The organism is Vibrio sp. 99K-1 (genome assembly GCF_013114585.1).
Lineage (GTDB): Bacteria > Pseudomonadota > Gammaproteobacteria > Enterobacterales > Vibrionaceae > Vibrio > Vibrio chagasii_B.
Genome location: NZ_VTXF01000036.1, coordinates 32,326 through 54,134, shown reverse-complemented (window position 1 = coordinate 54,134; position 21,809 = coordinate 32,326). Strand labels below are relative to the sequence as shown.

Genomic DNA, 21,809 nt, shown 5'->3' with positions numbered 1-21,809 from the left:
AACCATGCATATGTGCATAACACTGCAATAAGCATCGCCGCAAGTTGTGAAATAAAACAAGAGGTCAAGGCTAGAAGTCACTTCTACTAAAACAGGGAGGAATTTAGTTCTTACGTATGCAGGTAATCTTTCATTTGTGTTTGACCGAGCCAGTTACTATATTTTTATCACACCCTACGCAGTAAACTGCTAGTGATATTATTTCTTAATTTTGCGTTTATAATCAGTTACTTACATAGGTTAACCTTTTGCGTATTTTTTGATTAACACAAAACTTCATGTTTTGGCTTTAAGTGATTGATATTGTTGTAGTTTGTGTGGTTAACGGTTTTGGATTATCATAAGAAGATAAGGAGGGACGATAATATGTCATCAAATCAAGAGCACATCGCTTTCAAAATCAGCGGTCATGTATTGGATATAATAAAGGAGACTTCTACAAAGGAGGGGATAAGTTCTAACCTTGCTGCAAAAAAATTATTGACTGATTTTATAGAGAAAGACGCGCTCATAAACGACTTAACAATCACAATGCTTAAGTCTTCTGTTAGGCAGTTAACCATAGTCCAGCGTTACATAAGCACACAGCTTGGTGAAAGCGTAGCGGCAGAAGTTTTCGAAAAAGCATATGAAGATGAACTTGAAATATTGAAATCATTAGGAGTAGATAATGGCTAGTAAAGGTAGCGTTTTTAACTTCATGAGAGGGGGGCAACTCTTCTTTAGTTTCTTTGCTATGACAGTTGGAGTTATCAAGAAAAACTTCATGATGTTTGTCTATGCATGGATGATTATTACCGCGCTAGGTTGCTACTATGTTACAACCGAAATTCACCGAGATTATGGCGTGAAGTGGGCATTATCTTCACTTAATACAAACTACTTTTTCAATGGGGATGTTACGACAGAAATTACATACAAAGACGGTAGAAAAACCTTAGTTCCTTGGAAAAACATTGAATCAAATCAAACAATGAAAAACCATTGGATTTCATTTAAAAACCAAAGTATTTCTATCGCTACTGCTTCTGGATTTATAACTTTCTTTTTATATGGGATGTGGTTCTTTGTTATCAGTAGGTTTGGCGAAAAGCAATCTGATGATAGTTTTATAAGAGGTGCTAAATTCGCCACAGAAAAGGAACACAATAAGCTCGTAAAGAAAGAAGAAAAAGACACTGGAAGAACATCAAACATAACCATAGCAGGTTATAAGCTACCCCCAAAATCTGATAACACTCATATACTACTACTTGGCGCTCCATCGGTCGGTAAAACTGCGACAATAATTGAATATCTACAGCAAGTAAGATCTCAAGGTGGTCGGTGTTTTATCTATGATAGGAACGGCGACTTCACTAAAATATTCTATCGTGAAGGTGTCGATATTATACTCAACCCAAATGACGCTAGAACAGCTAACTGGACTGTTTGGAGTGAGGGTTACGATCAACTCCAGTATAGAACTATTAGTAAAGCTCTAATCCCTGATGTTGGTAATGACCCTTTCTGGTCACAGGCAGCAAGACTTGTGTTTGAATCACTTTGTAAAAAGATTGCGGAAATTGATTTAAGCAGAGGAACAAAGCCTAGCATGGAACACTTAATGACAGTTCTTCTTCGAATGGATGATGAGAAAATGGCTTCCATTCTTAAGGGAACTGATGCTGGTTCAGTGTTTAACATGAACTCTGAAAAAATGGCAGCAAGTATAAGGTCAACATTGACAACGTACATTGAACCATTGAAATACATGCAGCGTGAAAGTGGTCAAATATTCAGCTTCAAAAATTGGGTAGAAAGCGACAGTGACTCTTGGATATTCATTCCAGTAAAAGCATCTGAAATCGATCTCTTTAAACCATTAATAACTGTATGGGCGGAGCAATATTCAAAGACAATATTGGAACGTTCAAGCGATAGCCATAAACAGAACTTGAGATTCAACTTAGTAATTGATGAGTTAGCATCTCTTCAAAAGTTAACAACTCTTGATACCTATTTAAGTGAAGCTCGTAAGTTTGGCGGCAATGCGCTTTTAGGCACTCAAAGTTCAGCTCAAATACAGGATATTTATGGCAACAAAGGGGCTGAGAAGTTGACAGGTTCTATAGGTAACTATGTTATCTTCCGTAACAACTCACCAGACGGCGCGGAATGGTCTAGCAAGTTACTAATGAAAGAAGAAATTCAGGAGGTTAATGACAACTTAACAGTTGGTCATGCTGATGTTCGTGACTCGCTAAACATGAATAAAAACAGAAAAGAGCGAGTGTTGGTTACTCCTTCGGAAATTGTCAACTTACCGGACTTACAAGGTTACATTCGCTTTGGTCGTGGTTACGGATTGCTTAAGTTCACACAGAAATACCCTAAGTATGAAGAAGTAGCCCTACCTTTCATGCCTATGGATAAAGGTCAGCAATCTCCGTTAGATGAACTAGATGAAGCTGCGATCGCTTCTGCTTTTTCGCCTGACAAACCTCAAGTAAGACCAGTAGTAAAAAATGAAGTTCACACAACAAACTACGTCCCTCAATATGGCACTACTGCTCATAAAATGGCGCATTCTAAAGTTGATAACGATGATGTAATAGTAGGCATTACCGCCCCATCCGAATTTATGGATAACCTTAGAAAAAAACAAGCAAATACAACTGAATCTGACTCCTCCGAGGGTGTTCCTGTAAGTAAGGAAAACATTAAAGAAGCACCAAAAGAGAACAATGAAAAGCCTCATGACAAGCAGGAGGACAAGCAACAAGAGACAAAACAGCGAGATACGCAATCAATGTTCACTAGAGGGCTATAGGTATGTTAACAATTTATGGTTCAACATCATCCGGTCACGCTAAGAGCTATTACACCCAAGGGGACTACTACACCAAAGGTAATGACGAAACTGAAAGCCAATTGACACAGTTTTTCGGCGGTTCCTTATCTGAAAAATTAGGCATTGGTAAGCAATTTGATCGAGAGACCTTTGACCAATTGCTCGATGGTCGAGTCAATGATGAAATTCAACTAGGTCGAAAGCTTGGAGATAAGTTCGAACATAGACCTGGTTGGGACTTGACCTTTAGCGCACCAAAATCCGTTTCTATCATGGCTCTGATGGAGAATGGAGATACCCGACTGATTGAAGCTCACCGTCAAGCAGTTGAGGAAACGATGAAATACATTGAAGAAAATCTCGCTTTTGTTAGACGAACAATTGGAGATAAAAATGTATTGCAAAAGGTTGAGGGGCTTGCTTATGCAACCTTTGAACATGGCACATCTCGATTGCTCGATCCCCAATTACACAGTCACAACTTTGTTTTTAACATGGCTCTTGACGAGGGCAAGTTTCGCAGTCTCGAAACTAAACCCATGTTTGATAACATGCTAAAAATGGGACTTTTATACAGGAACGAGTTAGCTACAGCTTGTAAGCGTTTGGGTTATGAACTGACGCAAGGTAAGGATGGTACGTTCGAACTCTCTTGCGTTCCCGATTCATTAATTAAGCAATTCTCTAAGCGCCGAGAAGAAATAGAGCAAGTTGCAATTGAAATGGATTTGCACGGCGGCAAACAAATGCAACGCGCCGCTTTGCTCACTCGAAATAGTAAAATCAAAGCAAACTCAGCCACTTGTAAAAACATGTGGCATGAAGAAGCTGAGCAACACGACTTCAAGCCAGATAATCACATTCCTGAACACCTTAAACAGCGAAACTACGAAGAACATATTCAGCCTAAGTCAGAACGAATTGAGCAAGCCAAACAAGCACTAACAATTTCCATCGACCACTTTAGCCAGTTCGAAGCCGCTTTCAAGATGCCAGAGCTTTTAGAGTTCACTCACCAACATGCGTTAGGTGGCAATACTCAAGAAGAATACATGAAAGCCCTAATGCAACTAAAAAAAGAGGGTGTTATTTTTGACTCCAATTTAACATCCATTAAAGGACAAGGACACTACCTTGTCACAACTAAGGCTCTAGATACCGAAATTGGCATTATTAACGCTTGTCGTGGTGGCTTAGGGGCTTTTAATCCACTTTACAATGAACGACAAATTCAATCTCACATTGAACTAGTTGAACAACGCTCAAAAGAGCAAGGGTTTAGTCATGGCTTCACCAAAGGGCAAGCAGAGGCTTTTACTTTAGCATTATCAACACGCGATCAATTCATCGGTGTTAATGGTCGTGCCGGTACTGGTAAAACTTTTATGCAAAAAGAACTAAAGCAAATGATTGAGGGGGCAGGGTATGTAATGAAAGGTATGGCTCCAACTGGTGAAGCAGCGAAAAAACTGCAAGCTGAATCGGGCATTGAATCGCACACGATTGACTCTTTTCTGCATAAACGTGAAACACGCAAACAGGTACAACGTAAATCGAGACGCACTAAGCCGAAGAAAAAAGAGTTTTGGGTTCTTGATGAAGCCAGTCTAGCGAATGCGCAACACTTTCATGACGTGATGAAAGCAGCCCGTGAAGATAACGCCCGTGTTCTTTTTCAGGGAGACATTGACCAATTAGGATCTGTGGAATGGGGCAAGATATTTAGCCTACTCATAGAGCATGGGATGAGCAGTGTCGAAATGGCTGAAATTATGCGTCAGAAAACAGAACAAGGGCGCAAAGCTGTAGAGTCAGCAATTGACCGTGATTATAAAAAAGTTTTTGATTTGCTGCACACCCGAACAAAAACGGACGCTCGTGTTAGCGATTTAATTGAAGATTGGCAAAAGTTACCACAGGAAGAACGAGATGAATCTTTGATTGTTATTCCAGATATTGCCAGCCGCGATACGGCATCAGAAGCTATTCATGAGTTCAAAGCAGAGAGAGGTGAAATTGGTAATGACGATCACAAGTTGCACATCTTAACTAACAGTCGGTTTAGTGACGCTCAAAAGTCCTATGGACGCTTTTATCAAGTTGGTCATGTGGTTGAGTTCCAGAAAGACTTTAAACGTCTTGGAGTAAAAGAGGGACAGAGGTTTGTTGTTGTAGGCAAACCAGATAGCGACATCGAGACAGTGCATCTAGCGAAGTTGGAAGACGTGCCTGTTCATCTTCTAGTCAACCCTGCTGATTTATCTTCATACAAATGGAAAGCTGGAGGAATGACTTGGAACCCAAACACGATTGCTGGAAAAGCGAAACGTGGCGTTGAAGTCTTCAATGTAAAACAAAGACGATTCTCACTTGGCGAACAGTTTAAATGGACTAAGACCGACAGACAAAACCGCAATGGGGAGCGAGGCATTATAGCTGACATAAATGCTCAAACAGGACAAGTGACGTTAAAGTATGAAAACGGGACGACACGAACCATCAACTTAAACGATAACGATGCTCATACTCTTGATTACAATTACGTTAAGACAGCTTTTGTATCTCAAGGTCTTGATGCAAAGCGTGTGTTTATGATGTCTGAGTTTCATCGTAGAAACCTTGTTAACCAGAAAAGCTTTTACGTCAAGCTATCCCGTATGAAAGAGTTTGTTCATATCTACACGAACAAGAGCAAGGAACACCTTATTGGTGCGCTGGCAGCACGATCTGGTGATAAACAGTCTGCGCTTGAACACGCTACTGATAGAGCTAAGGCTGATCTATTAAAGAGCACCTTTGCGCGGAACGTTGAAGAATCGAAACATAAAGAAAAGGCGACTAAGAATCACTCAGCCACCTCTAAAGAGGATAAAACCAAATCAAAAGAGATTCGACAGTCTCAGAAAGTCAATTTCAGGAAAGGGTTCAGTCGGTAATCTCTTCTTTAGGGAGTGTAGTCTTGGTTTTCATTACCCAGATTGCAGCTCCCAAAAGAATCATAAATCCACTTAAGCTAGCCAAAAGAATCAAATAGTAGTTCATATCACCGCTCCTTTTTGATTTTTAAATCATCTAGGTTTCCACCACTGTTAACATACTCTTCAAACTCTTTCGGCATCCTACCAGTTCCCACATAGAAGATCTCTTTACCATCCTTATGCAAAACATGAGTAGGAACTCTACGTTTGGTCGCTTTAGCTATTACCAAGTCTTCCATGTCAAATCCAGTGGATTCCAAAATCTTGTCAACCTCAGACAAAGCTTGTTTTAGCTTTTTATTTTCTTCGCGGCGGCGTTGTTCTTCTTCTTTTTCACTTGTTTGTTTCTCTTGAAGAATCACATTCATTTTATCAATGAATTTTTGCAACTCGCTAGAGTCTACCGACTTTAACGCTGAGCGAAGAGTCTTTATGTGATGGAATGGTTTTACAAATTCTTGCATGGTAGTTCTTCTTTAAATTCTTTGAATGTTTGCATGACCGTATTGATACCATACAGTTCATTTTTTTGGGATCTTACCACAAGAGATTGAAAACTTTTCGTTTTCTTTAATTGAAGCAGTTGGTTAAGTGAGGCTGATTCGCCACATTGGAATGTGTAGTACCCGTCCATTTGATACAAAATTGCGCCCTCATGCGGAGAGCGCTTATTCACATCGGCTATATATTGGAGCTTTTCAGACTCGTTTTGACCATTAAACTGCACGGAAAAAACAGATGGAGAAAAAAATAAAGCCACTATAGAAGAAAAATAAAGAACCTTTCTCATACATTAGCGCTTCCCAAAACGACCAGTTAGGTAATAATCACTCACAAAATCTTCTCTTTTTTTGCGAGGTGATTTATCACGAGGTTTGCTCATTTTTACGCTATCTGATTGAGTGTCATCCGGTTTTTTATTGAAAGCCCAAAAGATAGCTGCTGGTACAATTACAACCAGAGCAAGAATGACGACTTGAGTTTCTGCATTCATTTTACTTCTCCTTTAGGCTTTTTATTGCCTTTATTTTATATAATCATTGGTTGTTTTTCAATCTCTATTTCTTTGGTGGAAACTCCCTAGTTCCCCAACCAAAATTCCCTTGCGGTATAGGTGGCTTGTTAAAGTTAGCTGCATTCACCTCATTACGCAATCTAGCTTTGTGCTCAAACGATTTGGCGTTGCTTTCTTCTCTTTGCTTTTGAGCTTCTTCAATATAACCACCTGAGCCGTAACCACCCATAGCCATACCGTAGGTTGAAGACGCTTGAGGTGAAGTATACGTCTGATAAGGCATTACGCTATCTTTCGTCTCACTTTTGACATTATTATTACTATTGTCGTTATTATCAATCGGTTTAGTATATGAAACATCACCAAACTGTTCCTTTTCCCAATTATAAAACAACGCCATAGTCTCATTTTGCCAAGGTTGAGCACCAACCTGATCTAATGGGTTCGCTTTAACACCATCCATAATTTCAGCAATATACTGGTGGTGATCTGCTGCATATTCATAGAATTTCTCAGGCATTTGCTTTTCATCAATTACGCCTTGTGCAACTTCATGTTCGACGCGCTCCCAAATCATATTGTTAGCTGGATTCAAGTAATTAGAACGGAACGTATCCATAGTGTTTTCCAGTGAGTCTTGATTCATTTTGTCATAACGAAGATCTACACCACCACTTGCCCCAACAATTCCGGTAATCCAGTCAGGAAGCCCCCAACCAACGGATGCAGTTCCAATTTTAGAGTCCACAGAGCTGTTTTCTTTGGTTTGACGTATTGTGTCTCCAATACCGTCCGATGCTACTTTCACCATTGCTTGTGTAATTGCTTGTTGCTGATGCCCTAGCGTTGGTGCTCCTTGAGAAGCAGAACGACCAATTAGACGAAGTGAATTTTCATCCTGCATTGATTTGTATGCATTCTCAGTATTCTCACCCTGATTAATTCTAACCTCATCCGTTACCGTGTAACCTGAATTCTGGACAAATGACGAATCAAAGTTAGTGGAGTTATCAGAATGCACGGCATCCCCACTAAGAGCGGCGGTTTTGTTAGTTCTTAATGCCCCATTATCTACAACCATATCCGATTCAAGCGCTAAGCCATTGTTTGCCATTCCAAGGTTATAAGCATCCTCTTTAATCAAACCAGCTTGATAACCACTTTCAACTTGATCTGCTGTTAGATTTAATCTCTGATTACCTGACAGCATTCTAGCAACATCAACGTCATTAGCATTGAACGTGTTGGACAGTTGCTCTCTTAATTCATAATGTGCCACATCGTCTGCAACATTCTTAGTCTCAGCACCTTTGAAATACGTCTCAGGGTTAGGTGTTAGATTCCTAATTGCGCCCACATTTGCACCTTGTTGAATATGCTGATTGTATGCTGTCTGTTGTGCAGTGTCGAACGCTTGATCTGGATTCTTATCAACATAACGTTTATCACCTGCTTTCTGACCAGCTTCCAAATCGCCTTGTCTTTCGTAAGCATCTAGTGGATTGATACCATTTTGCTGTAGAGTGCCTTTTTCTGACATCGCTTGAGTGGCAGAAGTTGAAGAGGCGTAAGCGCCCATTTCCTCGATACTTGCTCCCGTTTTTGCTCTAGCCTCCATGTACCCCTTGCCTTGACCTAAACTGTGTTGTTCACTGGCAATTAACTTCTCTTTAGCATTAGGTGTTGTGTTCGTAGCGATAGACGAAGCAGCTTGTTTGGTAGCATTAGCTTGACCCATTGCCATTGCAGCACCACTCATACCCCCAAACTCATCACCAAGACGTTGCGCAGTTTCGCCGCTTTCCATTTGATGAAACGCCGAACCTTGCGCCGCGAGTTCTACTGAGTCTGACTGAGCTAAAAGCTGTCCACTACGAACGTTCGCAGTGGTATTCGCACTGACACCACTAACATACCCATCATGACCGCCAGTGTTTCGAAGTGTTTGAAGACTCGCGTTACCTGCCGCCATGTCGGTCATTCTATGTCCCGCGTTTTCCTGAATATTGAAATCCTTACCTAGTTGCTCACCAGTATTTTCAATATTCCCCTCTGTTTTTGAAGCGATACCAGCTAATGCATGAGCGCTTACACGGAAAAGAGCAACCGCGATAAAGGTAGCCAAGGTAATAGCGGCTGAGCGTTGTTGACCCAATAGGGCTAACGCTTTCATGCTATCAGTCGGACTACTCCACATGCTGATTAAGCCCATTTTTGAGGTTTGAAGATCGTGCATCACAGCCATTAACTGATCTTCGAACATATACACAACACTCGTGTCTAATATTTCCCAGAGCATATAAAAAGCAAATAGCGAGAAGTATGTTTTGAGAGCAGTCGGCATCAATGGCGTTAAACATGCCAAAAGTAAGAACGGTGTACATGCCAAGATAAGCACAAACATCACACCTTTAATGGTTGGTATATATTCGTTGGCTATCGTCCATACCCCGACCGCTTCTGCAACTTGTGTTCGATTTGCTTGGATTTTTACAGCATCTTCCACATTGCCAGTTTCAATTGCTCTTTCTATAGCCGAAGCAGCCAATACGTTTTGTAGGGCGGTTGTGTAATTTGTTCCAGCAACGTTATACGCTGTTTGAAAGGTTGATTCGATCATGCCACGGCATGTAGACGCATCTACCGCATTATTGGGATCAAGTCTAAGTTGAGAGCACATCTCGTCAAAATGACGTTTAAAGGTGGTAGGGTTGTTCATGAGAATGGCTATTTTATCGTATGCAGATCCGCAACTGATATATTCACCACTAGGTACACTGCTACTGTAGTATGTTGTGTAAATCGTGTTGTGTTTCATCTTCGCCAATTCGCTCATTAAACTTGTTGTGCCAGACTTCATTGTGTCTATATTCACATTCCCAAGTGCGTTAGCAGTAGGCGCACAATCAACATAATAGTTCCCAAGAGATTGCATCAAGTAATTGCTGTAGAACTTAGAGGGGGAATTAGTCGCTGTCTTAATTAACTGGAAAGGAGAGCCGTTAGTCAGTTCACCAAAGGGATACGCCGTAGATATTGACAACTGCTCCTTATAGGTTTCAGTCACCAAATTAGCCACCCCTGCGGCTAGAACTAAAATCGATGGAACACTACCAACGCTTTCATATCGGTTGAACGTTTGATCATACACATGGATTGTGTTTTTAGGGGCAACTGTCACCGAGACAACTCCTGCACCAATTATCGCTGTGTAGAGAAAGACAGGCATTTTCGAACCTGCCTGTCCTGACAGTGCATTACTGGTTGAACTGTATGCACTGACCAACACGGCTGAAATTAATCCAGCCCCAAAAAAGGCAAATATCAAACTTTGAAATGGTGAGGCGGTTAAACTAAAAAATAACGCAGCGCGTTTAAAAGCATCGACTGTCTCTTGAAACGAACCATGCGTATAATAGTCCATATCTACAAAAGCATATGATTGGTTTGAGACGACCATCATTGCAGCGAATATAGCGATTTTCTTCCACATAATGATCACTCCTTAATGCTTGTAACGGTACTCGCCGCTTCTTTTTTCAGTCGCAAGAATTGCTCTACAAACTGCTGATTTTGGTTAATGACATTGATTCTAGCCGTCAATTCCGAATCAATTTGCTTTTTAAAATCGCGTGCTTCTTTTAAAAGGTCTTTTGCTAACTCTGCTGGTTGAACATACACCTGAAAGTTACAACGCTTTCCTTCATCGGATGGATTCTTAAGAGTCTGTTGTAAACGTCTTAATGATTCGTAGGTATTTTGATAAAAGTCTCTTGTTGCCATTGATGCATAATTTAATGCGACCACTTCCGCAATGCTGGCTTTGATATGGTCTGCCGCACCCAATTGGAGACCTGCATTTAGCATGGGCACAATAGGAAGCTGAGAGCGTTTGATAAGGTCTTGCGCATTAGCTGGTAACACTGTATCAGGATCTTGGATAGAGTCGGATATTACGCCCAACGTGTCATAAATAGAGTAGTATAAGCTTTTACCAATCGCCTTACATGTGCCATCTTCGAGTTTTTCTTGTCCTGTACCGTACAAGAAGCCCTCAATAGAGTTGGCATTGTTAGGGCAGGATTCAATCGAGATCCCCTGAACAACAGTGTCATATTTTATTTGCACATCACCTAAATATCCTCGAATCAGATCTGCATAGCTATCCATGCCCGTTGCTTTTGAGACATTCTTAATTAGCGAACCCTCTTTAAACAGATTCGTAACGTTGGCAGGGCATTGAGCTATTTCTTTTGTCAGGTCTGAACCAGAGGGAGCGCGACCATCATTCGCGTTGGTGTCTTTATTAAACTCATTCCAAAATCGAGTTGTATTGTCGGTGATTGCTTGAGTGTTTAGCATCTCGCCCCACGTATCAACAACGTCTTGACCTGTTCCCTCACCAAACGCCATAGAAACAACGGGTTTCATTGCTTGACATTCATTGATTTGGATACCGTTTAGAGCGTTAATGATTTGCTCAGCATTTTTTAACGTATCAGACATTTCTTTAGACATAGACTTCAACGCCATATCAATTGCAATATATGGGGCGACAGTGATCATTGATTGCAACTTATCGCCTAAATAATCTGCATCGAGAAAGGCAAACCCCCCCATAAAACCGTCAATACCCCCACAGCCAGCACTGAATCTAGGAGGAGAGATAGTGATAGGGTAATCAGTTTTTACCTTGTTCCTTAACGCAAAATTTCCTCCACTGAGGAATGTTCTTTCTCGCCCTTGAAAACTATCCGCGCCAGAGTACACGGCATTATCTACCCAATCTTCAACCCAACCACCTGCAAAGCTAGGAGCACTAACGGTTATCAACATGGATAGAGTGATACTTTTGAATTTCATATTTAGTTCCTTCTAAGCTCGATAGGCGTGTACGATGGATCGAAATAGCTATCGGTTTGCACATCACTGGTGAACCATTGTTCCGGTGTGATTTCACCACGTAGTAGCCTCACACCTTGAGAAGTGTTTTTTACTAGATTCGTGAATGGCTCAGCGCCTTGCGCAACGGGTATCCAATCATCGCTATTTCTTCGAACTAAGATGGTTGTGGGTGTGCCATAAACATTAAAGCGGTTTACTAACTCAATGTTATCGTGAATGTTGTATTCTTTGATTCCCCAACCGTATTTGTCTTGGAACAAACCCAGTGTGTTTCTGAATATCTTGCAAGCACCGCAAGAGGGTTGAGTGAATACAATAAATGCAAACTCTTCACGGTCATTAATTAAGCGTTCATGGACAATCATTGATTGCTTTTGATTAGAAATATTTTTAATGCTTGGCGCGATAGGATTTTCGAACTGACCACTCAGTGCAGGGTTCTTCAATACGGCTAATTGCTTAACAGCCGCCGCCGCTCGCATTTTTTTTGCCAATACGTTATCGAGTACAAGTAAATCTACGGCAGTGTCAACGGTCGGCTTCATCGTGTGGTAATCGTTCACTTCATCATAGAGCGCCTCTATCTGTTTAGGGTGCATTTCCATGATCTCTGCCATAGGAGGTAGCTCAGGTCGGGAGTAGGTTTCTTGTGTAGGTTGCAGCGCTGCAACTTCTTCTTTTGGCTCATCTGCTTTAGGTTCTTCGTACCAGTAGCGTCCCCGTTCTTTTTTAGCTGGGGAGGGATTTGCTACTGCTAAGTGACTGACCAGCATAAATGAGAGCAAAAATAATAGTTTTCCTTGCATGATTAAGCCTCAAAAAATTGGATTTACAGGTTGAGCTTTAGCACTTTCAATCAAACCGAAATATCGAGAATCGTAGCTAGATGGATGTGTGCCTAATGCAAAAAAATACCCCTCTGGTATTTTTCCGCTAAATTCGAATGCCTCTAGTTCTGGATCTCCCATGCTGTCCAATGCATTACCAAGCCATTTTTCATTGCAGTAAAAGCTTCCTTGTCTATTTTCTAAGGTGTCACCACTGACGCAGCCTACCGACTTTACAAATGGTTGAATGAGTTTTGGCGTAGGAGATTCGAACATGACATACCCCCCTTTTTCAAAGGGGGCGTTCCCTATCCAAAACAAACGATAGGGAAGACTTTCTGTTAGATTGATGGTGAGCTTTGAATATAAAGCGTCAATTGAAAATGCACTGATAGCCAACATCAGTATAAAGGTAATATTTCTTTTCATATATGACCGTCATTATTGCTTATGTTTTGGTCATTATAGCATTTCTATTGCGCTTTTGTACTCGTTATTTTTCTGTATGTTTTGTAAGTGGTATTTAATTGTGTAATCACCAAATGATACTTTTTCACCTTTATTTAATGGCTCTGTCTGGTTGCAATAGGCGGTAAAATTTTCCTTACCATGAACAGTAAAGGCAGGAACACGATCTATTTGATACTCAGTAAACAAAATTGGATCAATGATCACCTCAACAGCATACTTCTCACACGGTTCACTTTTGCACAAAGGGTTCTTCTTTAGTACGTCAGCGATAAATTGAAGAGTCGGCATGACTTTTTTTAGCCCCCCAATACCGCCACGAAGCACCATGACGCCATTAATTTTTTCTAGATCATGAGCATATCTATTAAGTACGTGCATTGGCATTGAGCTACTAATGAATAAGATAGGCTTATCAGAAAAAGGAATGGTTTGATTCACCTCCAGTTCATCTATTGACTTCCATGACTTAGCCCCCATTTGTTTTGATAGTGTTTTTTGCCATTGGTCTATTTGTTTCTTGAATTTCGGATCTTCATATTGAGACTTAACCTTATCAACAATTTTTCTATCTTCATTAGACAAAGTAGGCTCTTTAACGCCTTGAATAAGGTTCATATCTGGTTGGTAATTTTCAACTTCTGAGAGTTTGTCGAGCCTGTTCAGTAATTCATTTTGGTTCTCATTTGCGTAAGATAACGAACTAGCAATAATCAGAGACAAACAGATAACTTTCACTTTCATTAGTAGTACCTCGCGCAGCAATCTCGCTTAGTAAACATTGTCCACAAGAAGTTATCTTCATTGAGGTTATGCCTACCAGCCCCCCAGATCAAAGCATCACGCCCAATAGGTAAACACTCAGGCGAATGGATAGGTTGTGCTAATTGCAAGCGGTAACGTGATTTTGTCCAGATAGGCGCGATTTGAGAGTAACAACCGTCCGTTGTATCTTCCCAAAGCAATGATGTTCTTGCCGCAAAGTAAATCCCTCTAGCCGCTAGACCTGCATTGGCTTCCAAATAATCTGTAGATGTTATAGAGCCAGCCAACGGGTAAGCATTACCCCATGAACCCATGCACCAAAATAAGTAATCAACGGGCTTGCCGACTAAAGCTGAACTAGCGTCAGCCGCACACGCAATCGCGCTTACTGGATTACCAAACAATATAGCTTCGGGATTCATGATCATTGCGAGAGTATCGTTATTCCACGTAGGAACAAGTTCGGTCATAATGGGTATGTCAAATCCCTTACTTTCCAAACAAGGAATGTCATAGAACATATCCAGCATTTTCCATACTGGAAAAATGTAATAGTGCATTTGCTGAAATGCACGACCAGTACCATTACCAGTATTTAATGAACCGCCTAATTTTGCTTTACTGCTTCCACCAAGAGAAGTACCTAGAATCATCATCTTGTAAGGCTCTGAAACGGTATCAATCATTCGTGAGGGTTCCCAAAACTGAGTTTTCAAACCAAAAAAAGGGATACCAGACCCTGTTTTGCATGTGCATATTGGATTACCTATATCACCACGATCTCCACCTTCACCAGCAACTAAAGTGATTCCTGCTATAGTAAGAGGGAACATGCAACGCCATGAAATATCAGTGATAGGGTTCAACATTGCATTGGCTTGAGCGCTTACAATCAATGCAGATGTTATCAACAATCTAATCAAGGTCTTCAATGTCTATCTCCTTTATTTCGAAGTGCTCACCCTTTTGTTCAATAATGCTTGGGACAACTCGAACACCAAGCCTTTCTTGCATTCTTGGCTCTACCAATGATATGTGACGACCAAGCTTTTCAGCCGCTTCAATTACATCACCTGAATCTGCAATCAGTTCATCCGATGGTCTTAAAATTGGTTTGATTTTATCTAACTGACTAAGCTTAAATATCACAATTCTTCTTGGATATTTTGCGTATGTTAAAGGATTGAACGTATATCCTTTTGGGTACATTACCTTTCCATTCTCACCAAGAATATCAAACTCAGTTGTGTACCAAGGAATGTATCTTCTTATGCGAGTTTTAGTCGCAACAGGGTAGGGTTCACCTTTAAAAACACTCCAATCTTTTCTTGGTGTTTTCATGTAATCTTGCACGTCCACTGATTCCAATCGCTCTTTAATTTGTTCAATCGGATCAGGCTCGACAACAGGGTAGGTAGCTGAAAAAGTTGCAGCGCTGCAACAAAGCAGCGCCGTTAGTAGAAGTAATTTATTGAACATTATTAAAGTGCTCCGCTGTCATTTGTTCCATCGTGCTTTCAATTTCAGCTTGGCTCTTATGTATCAACTCTTCGTAATATTCAGTAAGGTCTATATTAGAAAAGTCTAACGCTTGGAACTCTTCGGGCGTAAACCCTCTGCATTGTGGATTACCGCGATCCCCAAAACCACGATTAGGCAAATTTTGAAACGCCTTTAACTGTAAGCGACCTTGCTCATTAATGATTTTTGCAAGTTGAGAATTAAAGCAGCAGAAACTTCTTTGTTTTTGAACGCATTTTCCTAACCATTTTTCTTTGCAGAACTCGCCCAAGTCCACACAGCGACCTGAGCTATTCGCTATGGCAGTTTCTGTTTCTATTTGGTCACATGCCTTTGCTAAATAGTCCATAACAATTGCAATTGCGACCGCAATCGCTAAAGAGGTAGGATCGAACGCGCCAACAAAAGCGCTACTAAATGCGCTACTGGCTTCTGCTGCGGTAGCACCTGCCGCGTATGCTTGATAAGCCGCCGCACTAGCCTGATAAACAGCGTTAATACTTTGGGTGTATGCTTCTGTTTGAGCACTGGAACCACTGGAGTCTTTCAGCACTTTACCGTCAGTGGCACAACAATCTTTAAAAGCAGTCTGTACACCATTAGGACGGCACTTTTGCGCTCTACCGCTGAAAATATAAACCTGATCTAAACACATACCAGAATCATCTGTAGCCCCGTTATTATTCAGCATCGAACCGTCTATTTGATCTTCTGTTATTTCTTTATCAGCATCAGGGTTAAAGCAGGTGTTAGGGGAGCAATATGATACACTGCCATTAGGTGTACATTGGTACTGTTCTCCTAAAGGACAAACGTTTTTAGTAATCGTTTTTTCGCAATTTTTAGTAGATGCATTATATGTCATCCCAGAAGGGCATTTTGTCGGCAGGGATGTAGTATTTACGTTGCTGCATACTTGGTATGCTTCAGATATTATACCATAATCACCAGTGGATCTTTTTACAAATGCGCCTCGCCAAAACTGACTTGGCACAGGTAGCCCTCTATAGACATTATCCCAAAAGACAATAGGATCGCTTCTACCACTTATATTACTTATAATGTATACCCACCCATTATCCGCATCAGATCTACATTGTTGGGACTTATGCACGCAAACCCCTGAGCTATTTAGTGTGCCTTTAGAACATTCAGGAGGTGCGGTTGTTTTGTCCACATCGGTAGAACATGCCACAGAGTTAATAGGGCACATATATTGACCATTGCTCCCTGTTAAACAACGAGCAATATCACCCTCTTGAGGATTATCCAGTCGCTCATCAAAGCAATGGACAGCCTCATAATAAGGGTTTGCATTCACTGATAGCGAAGTTAATAGATAACAAAGAATTAATATTGTTGAGGTTATTTTTTTAAACATTAGAGCTTACCCCTTGTTCCATCGCTGCATATCATATCCTTACCAACAAGTCTCAATACTTGCATTGCAGCCGCAGCTTCCGAGAAATCATTCAAGCATCCACAATCCTTGACTATTTCCTCATCTGTCCCAGTAGGGCAAACATCATCCGTAGTGCATTGATGATAAAAGAAATCATAAGCATCATCTGTCACTTGCTTGTCACTCGTTGGAGACTCAAGAGCAATTTCAGGCGCAGGTCTTTTCTTTCGTGTTTTGCAGCTTTTTATACAACTATTAGAACCCATATCAAAGAAGTCTACTTTACCATTTTCATAAATGACATTTCCATTCTTTTCTGTTCTTCTATCTACAAAATCACCATCATCATTTATTGTGTTCTTTACGTTTTCTACTCGTTTTATTCCCTCGTTCCAATTTACGTTTGAATTACTCTTGCATTGGTATGTTCTTTTTCTTTCAAACCAATCTCTAATTTGTGGTTGACCACAGTAAACACCGCCATTAGACGGAAGAGGGGATAAGCCTGTAGAGTGACCATTTCGGAAAGTCGTGACACCATCAACAACCTCTTCAAGTAGTGTGCAATCTTTATCTTCCTGTTGGGCGCGACAACCATTAGTGATCACATCGTCTAGCATCTCGCATTTAGGATTTACCTTTACTTCACCAACAACGTACCCCTCACCATTACCACTCACTTCAACACGAACGTCAAAGCTATAACGTCCCTCTTTTGTGAATAGGTTGGTAAAGTTCTTATTGATGTTTTGTCGCCAGTTTGTGCTTAGCTCACACGCTCCTGGTACTGGCGAACCGATACTCGTCCAGTTACCATACGGTCCATTCCAAATATGGCTCCCATTAAGTGACACTTGAATCCAGTCATCGAAATAGGCTTTCTTAAGAACAGCAGAGCGGATTAACTCAGGGCGTTTTATGTAAAAGGAGGTGCGTTCTGTGTAGTATTTACAATGACCAGCCCAATAGTTATCACCCTCTCTACCTAATACGATTCGTGCCGTTTCATCGTCATAGATGTACACGCCGCCAGACGAAGATGAGCCACTATCTAGAGCGATAATGTCTTCAATGGTGACGCGATCATAATTTAGGTGACGTTTAATCGAACATTGACTAGTCGTGTAATCTTGATTTTTCATACTGTTTTGTATGTTGTTGTACCAAGTATTACTGTTTGCTGCGGCGTATCCGTCAGTGGTGAGCTTTTGAGGGTTGCTTTGATAGTTGGCGTTCGCTATATCTTTTAACTCTTGCGTCCCCCCAACACCATCAGCAGTTGCAGCGCTGCAACTACCACCATTCGAGCCGGATACCGATACAGTGACATCTTGCACTTTTACATCGGTAATTGTGTAAAACGGGTTTATTTGAGAAAGGGCACTGGACGCCCCAACTGCCAAATCTTTTAAGACAAGATCTAAGTTGTTCCATGCTAGATTTGAGCCGCATGAGCCAGAAATGCAATAACAACCGCCCATATCGGATAGAGGTACTTTAATTGTACCAAGCATGGCATTGCTACTCGCTGTCCATTTGTAACTTGTACAACCCTCTCCTGTTGCTGGATTGTCGCATTTAAGAAAGCCGTTTGAGCAAATACCTGTCATTTCGTAGTTAGGTGTTAAAACGGTATCAAACTCACCGTTCATCGAGGTGTCTTGTTGAATAGTTCGAAGTGTTAGGTTGCCATTGCTTTTAGGCTGAACCATCATATTTAGAAACTTATTGCTACCTTTACATTGCAGCTTGAAATCAAAGTTTTTTTTACCGTCAAAGGTAGACATTTGATCGTCTGTCGTAAGCGGATTAGCAGCAAAGCGGCGAATATTCTCGCCGCTACCCATTTGCTGATTTACCGATTGTGCCATTGATTTAGCTCTGTCTTGAGAGTCTTGTGGGATAGTCTGTTTCCCAAACGCGACAAAGCTAACAAGACATATACTAAGCGCTAACCATTGTTTCATTTGTATCCCTCACGTCTTCAAAGATAAATGGATATTCGTCTGGTGTTACGCCAGCCTTAAGTAACGTTTCACGCAACGCTACACGCTCAGCCACGCCATTCTTTGTCATGTTCTGGAAGAAGTTAGATTCAAGCCCACGTCTCCATACCAACATAAGTGCATCTTTAGCGCTTAAACCACCGCATTGCTTGTCCGTTAATGCCATGAACAATGCGACATCTTCTGCTTCGGTTGAGTTAATGTGGTAACGGAAAGGATCAACGACTAATCGACCCACACCGCGATTTTGCGGAGCTTCGATAAACAACTCCGAGTAGTAAGGCTTGTTGTTTTTTAGAGAGGTCAGAATGCTTTCGCTGAACTCGTCATAATCCAACACACCATCTTTACAGGCTTTCGCGTATTGACCAGAGTTTGATGTCAACATGAACTTGTATGCAGCGTTAGACAATACAACTTGTCCTAACTGACCCATAAGCTGAGTATCATTGATTGACTGCATCACCACACCAAAAGAACCACCATACTTACGAGCGCGGCGGTATCCCTCTGCGGTCATTTGTCCAAGATAAGAAAGGTTATCCACGCCATTTTCTTTTAGAATTGTTGGGGCTTCTTCGAACAAAATGAAACGGCGTTGTTGGCGATTACTCAGGTAAAGGTCTTGTGTAACTTCATTCATCATTTGAAGCACAACAACGTTGAATAACTCAGGATCGCCTTTGATGTCATCAAGCTCGATTACAACGAAATCATCGTCAGCGATATTGATAGTGCTTTTACCAACGAAAAACGAACCATATGATCCGTTACTGGTAAATGCTTTCATGTTATGCGCCATACGCATTGCAATATCAACGAAATCTGGAATGTAGGTTTCTTCGTTTTCACAATATGCTTTGTAATTGCGCAAATAGTCGTAGATTGCGTCCGTACCATCCATAGCACGTTCATTTGTAACCGCCCATTTGACCGCATCGGTCACAATTACCCATTCATGCTCAGGGATTTGCTCTTGTGTTTTCGAGTAAATCATTGCAGCAAACACCGTTGCAGCCGCAACAACGTTAGCTTCAAAGTCCTGCTCATCTTTGGCGTAAAAATCAAGAGGGTTGATGACTTGCTTTCCACTACGGCGGTTAAAGTCGATAAACTTGCCCCCTGCAATACGACACATTTTTTCGTATGAACGCCCTAAATCGACAATGCGGAGCTTTTCACCGGACATAAACGCATCCATAAGCAAAGTCCCTAACCAGAACGATTTACCACCGCCTGATTCCGCACACACTAAGTAATTGTGATTGGTTGATCCTTTTGCAAATACATCAACGCCGACTAACTGACCTTTACGACCCAAAAGAATTGTGTTTGGCAAACCGTTTCCTGAAAAATCGCCTTGAATGGGTACAAGGTTTGCAGCAGCATCCAGTGTCATATATAAGTGACGGTCGATAGTGTTTACATTGCCGTACACGTTATACAAACCACCAAGTAAAGACGTAATAAACAAGGTTTGCTCAAGAGCGCCTTCTCGTTCTACTTGCCATGCGCCAGCGTCTTCTTTAGCCCAAACGGTTTTGGTTCGACCTATCGCGTCACTCAATTTTTCTTTCGTATCACCAAACACCCATAAGGTAGGAATAACTTTCACATAACGGCGTTTTTCAATCTCACGCTGGTAGGTACTAAATTCCTCTAAACGGTCTCGAATCTTGGTAACAAATTTTCCAGCAAAGTTTTGTGACATTGTAACGGCAGCTTTGTTATCAAGGGCTGACCTGTCCGTGTCATAGACAATATTGAGTGAATACAGAAACGGGAAATTCATTTGAATCTGATCATCTTGAAGCCCCATAATCCCACCAAACATAGCGTTAGTTTGTTGAGGGTTCATTGAGTCAGGAATCACCGTAGGCGTGAGGCAAGCGGCATAGCGTCCAGCGAGTTTCGCAGGGCGGCTACGAAAATCCAAAACGGTTTCTCTATCAACACAATATTCACGCACTGGCTTGTCGCGTGTGTAGACCTCTTCTTGCGTTTTAGTGCTAACACTTTGAGTGTCACGCTGAGGTTTATTGTTAATAACAGAACGCACCCATTCTATGAGATCTTTATCATCCATTCTCATAGGGTTGATGTTGGCACTCTTAAGCATCTGTTCAAATGTTGGAATGATTTCTTCAACATTTTTATTGCTCTTTACACAGGCAAAACAACGAAAAACACGAACTGGAATGTTGGCGTTTTTCGCTAGTCCTTGAATCCCGTCTTGAATAAATTTAGCGGTTTCATCTGTCATGATCTCACCAACTTCATTCTTACGCGATTTGCGCTCTTTGTAGTAATTCATAATAAATTCAATATCTGAATCAGGAGCCATGATAAATTGAATTACTGTTCCGTCAGGAAAGGGCTGTTTTAGAGCGGAAGCAATGTTCTTAATTTGCTCCATACCAGCATAGTTAAGAGGCGTCAGTTCATAGAAATAAGCGATGGTATTATCGGTTAACAAATGCGCCTTTTTCTTTGGATGGTATGTCAACCAAGGTAAATAACGTGAGTATGGATTACGTTTAGCCATGTTCACGATTTCATCCACACTGACGGAATCAGGGCGACCAAGCAAGCCGCCTAAAGTGTCTTTAATTAGTCCCATTAGGCTGACCTCCTAATGCTTTGAAAATATCGACGCCCACATCATCTTGCAGCTTGTATTGACCAAACACGAACTGAGGTTTTTTCTCAATCGAGTACACAAAACGAGGCATGTAAATGCGAGTTTGTTCCATTGGGTTGTCGGGATAAGACATGATCAAAGTACGCACAACCTTTGCTGGCATAACAACTGGCGTTTCAGGCTCACGCAATAAACCAGCAAGCGCTTTGTACTGTTCATTTTCGTATTCGTACAACGTGTTATACGTTTTATCGTCAGTGGCAGCAGGAGCAGTCGCCTCCGTCTTTTTTGTGGCATCAATTCCCGTTTCTGCTTCTTCGTATGCTTGCTCAACACTGACGCATTTACCTGTACCAGCAGCATTAGGGCATTGAAATTCGGACTCATAAGGAAGAACTGAACAACCAGCGAGTGAGATAATCCCTGTTAGTAAAAGAATCTTTTTCAT

17 protein-coding genes are annotated in these 21,809 nt (G+C 41.2%); 3 read left to right on the top strand and 14 right to left on the bottom strand.

Translation table 11 applies throughout. The features are described 5' to 3' along the window. The first annotated feature begins 366 nt into the window (after positions 1-366). The 3 genes from F0228_RS22720 to mobF are packed head-to-tail and all read left to right on the top strand — an operon-like array spanning position 367 to position 5,769. On the top strand, positions 367-678 hold the full coding sequence (locus F0228_RS22720) for a hypothetical protein (protein WP_171762826.1): 312 nt from the start codon (positions 367-369) through the stop codon (positions 676-678). Then, on the top strand, positions 671-2,812 hold the full coding sequence (locus F0228_RS22715; RefSeq protein WP_171762825.1) for a type IV secretion system DNA-binding domain-containing protein: 2,142 nt from the start codon (positions 671-673) through the stop codon (positions 2,810-2,812). Before F0228_RS22720 ends, F0228_RS22715 begins: the two co-directional genes overlap by 8 nt. A 2-nt stretch (positions 2,813-2,814) precedes the next feature. Next, positions 2,815-5,769: a MobF family relaxase gene (gene mobF, locus F0228_RS22710; protein ID WP_171762824.1), complete on the top strand. Its 2,955-nt coding sequence runs from the start codon at positions 2,815-2,817 to the stop codon at positions 5,767-5,769. A gap of 107 nt (positions 5,770-5,876) precedes the next feature. On the opposite strand, the gene F0228_RS22705 is transcribed toward mobF, so the two are convergent. From F0228_RS22705 to F0228_RS22645, 14 genes are all read right to left on the bottom strand, one after another. Next, positions 5,877-6,275 (bottom strand): H-NS family nucleoid-associated regulatory protein, encoded by a 399-nt coding sequence (locus F0228_RS22705; RefSeq protein WP_171762823.1) that lies wholly within the window; start codon positions 6,273-6,275, stop codon positions 5,877-5,879. Next, complete coding sequence (locus F0228_RS22700; protein WP_171762822.1) at positions 6,260-6,601, bottom strand: hypothetical protein; 342 nt, start codon at positions 6,599-6,601, stop codon at positions 6,260-6,262. The genes F0228_RS22705 and F0228_RS22700 overlap by 16 nt, the downstream gene beginning before the upstream one ends. A 3-nt stretch (positions 6,602-6,604) precedes the next feature. Then, positions 6,605-6,805, bottom strand: coding sequence for a hypothetical protein (locus F0228_RS22695; RefSeq protein ID WP_171762821.1), 201 nt, complete (start codon positions 6,803-6,805; stop codon positions 6,605-6,607). A 64-nt stretch (positions 6,806-6,869) separates the two neighbouring features. Beyond that, positions 6,870-10,319 (bottom strand): conjugal transfer protein TraG N-terminal domain-containing protein, encoded by a 3,450-nt coding sequence (locus F0228_RS22690; RefSeq protein ID WP_171762820.1) that lies wholly within the window; start codon positions 10,317-10,319, stop codon positions 6,870-6,872. Between the two features lie 5 nt (positions 10,320-10,324). Beyond that, the gene (locus tag F0228_RS22685; RefSeq protein WP_171762819.1) at positions 10,325-11,689 is read right to left on the bottom strand and encodes a conjugal transfer protein TraH; all 1,365 of its coding nucleotides are present in this window, start codon (positions 11,687-11,689) and stop codon (positions 10,325-10,327) included. Positions 11,690-11,691: 2 nt separating this feature from the next. Next, positions 11,692-12,537, bottom strand: a complete 846-nt coding sequence (gene traF, locus F0228_RS22680; protein WP_171762818.1) for a conjugal transfer protein TraF — start codon at positions 12,535-12,537, stop codon at positions 11,692-11,694. A 9-nt stretch (positions 12,538-12,546) separates the two neighbouring features. Next, complete coding sequence (locus F0228_RS22675) at positions 12,547-12,987, bottom strand: S26 family signal peptidase (protein WP_171762817.1); 441 nt, start codon at positions 12,985-12,987, stop codon at positions 12,547-12,549. A 33-nt stretch (positions 12,988-13,020) separates the two neighbouring features. Then, entirely contained in the window at positions 13,021-13,770 is a 750-nt protein-coding gene (locus F0228_RS22670) for a type-F conjugative transfer system pilin assembly protein TrbC (protein ID WP_171762816.1), read from the bottom strand. Beyond that, positions 13,770-14,723: a TraU family protein gene (locus F0228_RS25760; protein ID WP_216619383.1), complete on the bottom strand. Its 954-nt coding sequence runs from the start codon at positions 14,721-14,723 to the stop codon at positions 13,770-13,772. The genes F0228_RS22670 and F0228_RS25760 overlap by 1 nt, the downstream gene beginning before the upstream one ends. Beyond that, positions 14,707-15,270, bottom strand: a complete 564-nt coding sequence (locus tag F0228_RS25755) for a hypothetical protein (RefSeq protein ID WP_216619382.1) — start codon at positions 15,268-15,270, stop codon at positions 14,707-14,709. The genes F0228_RS25760 and F0228_RS25755 overlap by 17 nt, the downstream gene beginning before the upstream one ends. Then, the gene (gene traN / locus F0228_RS22660; protein ID WP_171762815.1) at positions 15,260-16,693 is read right to left on the bottom strand and encodes a conjugal transfer protein TraN; all 1,434 of its coding nucleotides are present in this window, start codon (positions 16,691-16,693) and stop codon (positions 15,260-15,262) included. The genes F0228_RS25755 and traN overlap by 11 nt, the downstream gene beginning before the upstream one ends. After that, the gene (locus tag F0228_RS22655; protein ID WP_171762814.1) at positions 16,693-18,681 is read right to left on the bottom strand and encodes a hypothetical protein; all 1,989 of its coding nucleotides are present in this window, start codon (positions 18,679-18,681) and stop codon (positions 16,693-16,695) included. The genes traN and F0228_RS22655 overlap by 1 nt, the downstream gene beginning before the upstream one ends. Continuing rightward, entirely contained in the window at positions 18,659-21,340 is a 2,682-nt protein-coding gene (locus tag F0228_RS22650; RefSeq protein ID WP_171762813.1) for a TraC family protein, read from the bottom strand. The genes F0228_RS22655 and F0228_RS22650 overlap by 23 nt, the downstream gene beginning before the upstream one ends. After that, complete coding sequence (locus F0228_RS22645) at positions 21,327-21,809, bottom strand: TraV family lipoprotein (RefSeq protein ID WP_171762812.1); 483 nt, start codon at positions 21,807-21,809, stop codon at positions 21,327-21,329. The genes F0228_RS22650 and F0228_RS22645 overlap by 14 nt, the downstream gene beginning before the upstream one ends.

Excerpts from the sequence above, each read along its gene's own strand:
- traF (WP_171762818.1), bottom strand. The coding sequence starts at position 12,537 with ATGCAAGGAAAACTATTATTTTTGCTCTCATTTATGCTGGTCAGTCAC.
- F0228_RS22695 (WP_171762821.1), bottom strand. The coding sequence starts at position 6,805 with ATGAATGCAGAAACTCAAGTCGTCATTCTTGCTCTGGTTGTAATTGTA.
- mobF (WP_171762824.1), top strand. The coding sequence starts at position 2,815 with ATGTTAACAATTTATGGTTCAACATCATCCGGTCACGCTAAGAGCTAT.
- F0228_RS22720 (WP_171762826.1), top strand. The coding sequence starts at position 367 with ATGTCATCAAATCAAGAGCACATCGCTTTCAAAATCAGCGGTCATGTA.
- F0228_RS22655 (WP_171762814.1), bottom strand. The coding sequence starts at position 18,681 with ATGAAACAATGGTTAGCGCTTAGTATATGTCTTGTTAGCTTTGTCGCG.
- F0228_RS22645 (WP_171762812.1), bottom strand. The coding sequence starts at position 21,809 with ATGAAAAAGATTCTTTTACTAACAGGGATTATCTCACTCGCTGGTTGT.
- F0228_RS22690 (WP_171762820.1), bottom strand. The coding sequence starts at position 10,319 with ATGTGGAAGAAAATCGCTATATTCGCTGCAATGATGGTCGTCTCAAAC.
- F0228_RS22675 (WP_171762817.1), bottom strand. The coding sequence starts at position 12,987 with ATGAAAAGAAATATTACCTTTATACTGATGTTGGCTATCAGTGCATTT.
- F0228_RS22700 (WP_171762822.1), bottom strand. The coding sequence starts at position 6,601 with ATGAGAAAGGTTCTTTATTTTTCTTCTATAGTGGCTTTATTTTTTTCT.
- F0228_RS22670 (WP_171762816.1), bottom strand. The coding sequence starts at position 13,770 with ATGAAAGTGAAAGTTATCTGTTTGTCTCTGATTATTGCTAGTTCGTTA.
- F0228_RS22705 (WP_171762823.1), bottom strand. The coding sequence starts at position 6,275 with ATGCAAGAATTTGTAAAACCATTCCATCACATAAAGACTCTTCGCTCA.
- F0228_RS22715 (WP_171762825.1), top strand. The coding sequence starts at position 671 with ATGGCTAGTAAAGGTAGCGTTTTTAACTTCATGAGAGGGGGGCAACTC.
- F0228_RS22650 (WP_171762813.1), bottom strand. The coding sequence starts at position 21,340 with ATGGGACTAATTAAAGACACTTTAGGCGGCTTGCTTGGTCGCCCTGAT.
- F0228_RS25755 (WP_216619382.1), bottom strand. The coding sequence starts at position 15,270 with ATGTTCAATAAATTACTTCTACTAACGGCGCTGCTTTGTTGCAGCGCT.
- F0228_RS22685 (WP_171762819.1), bottom strand. The coding sequence starts at position 11,689 with ATGAAATTCAAAAGTATCACTCTATCCATGTTGATAACCGTTAGTGCT.
- traN (WP_171762815.1), bottom strand. The coding sequence starts at position 16,693 with ATGTTTAAAAAAATAACCTCAACAATATTAATTCTTTGTTATCTATTA.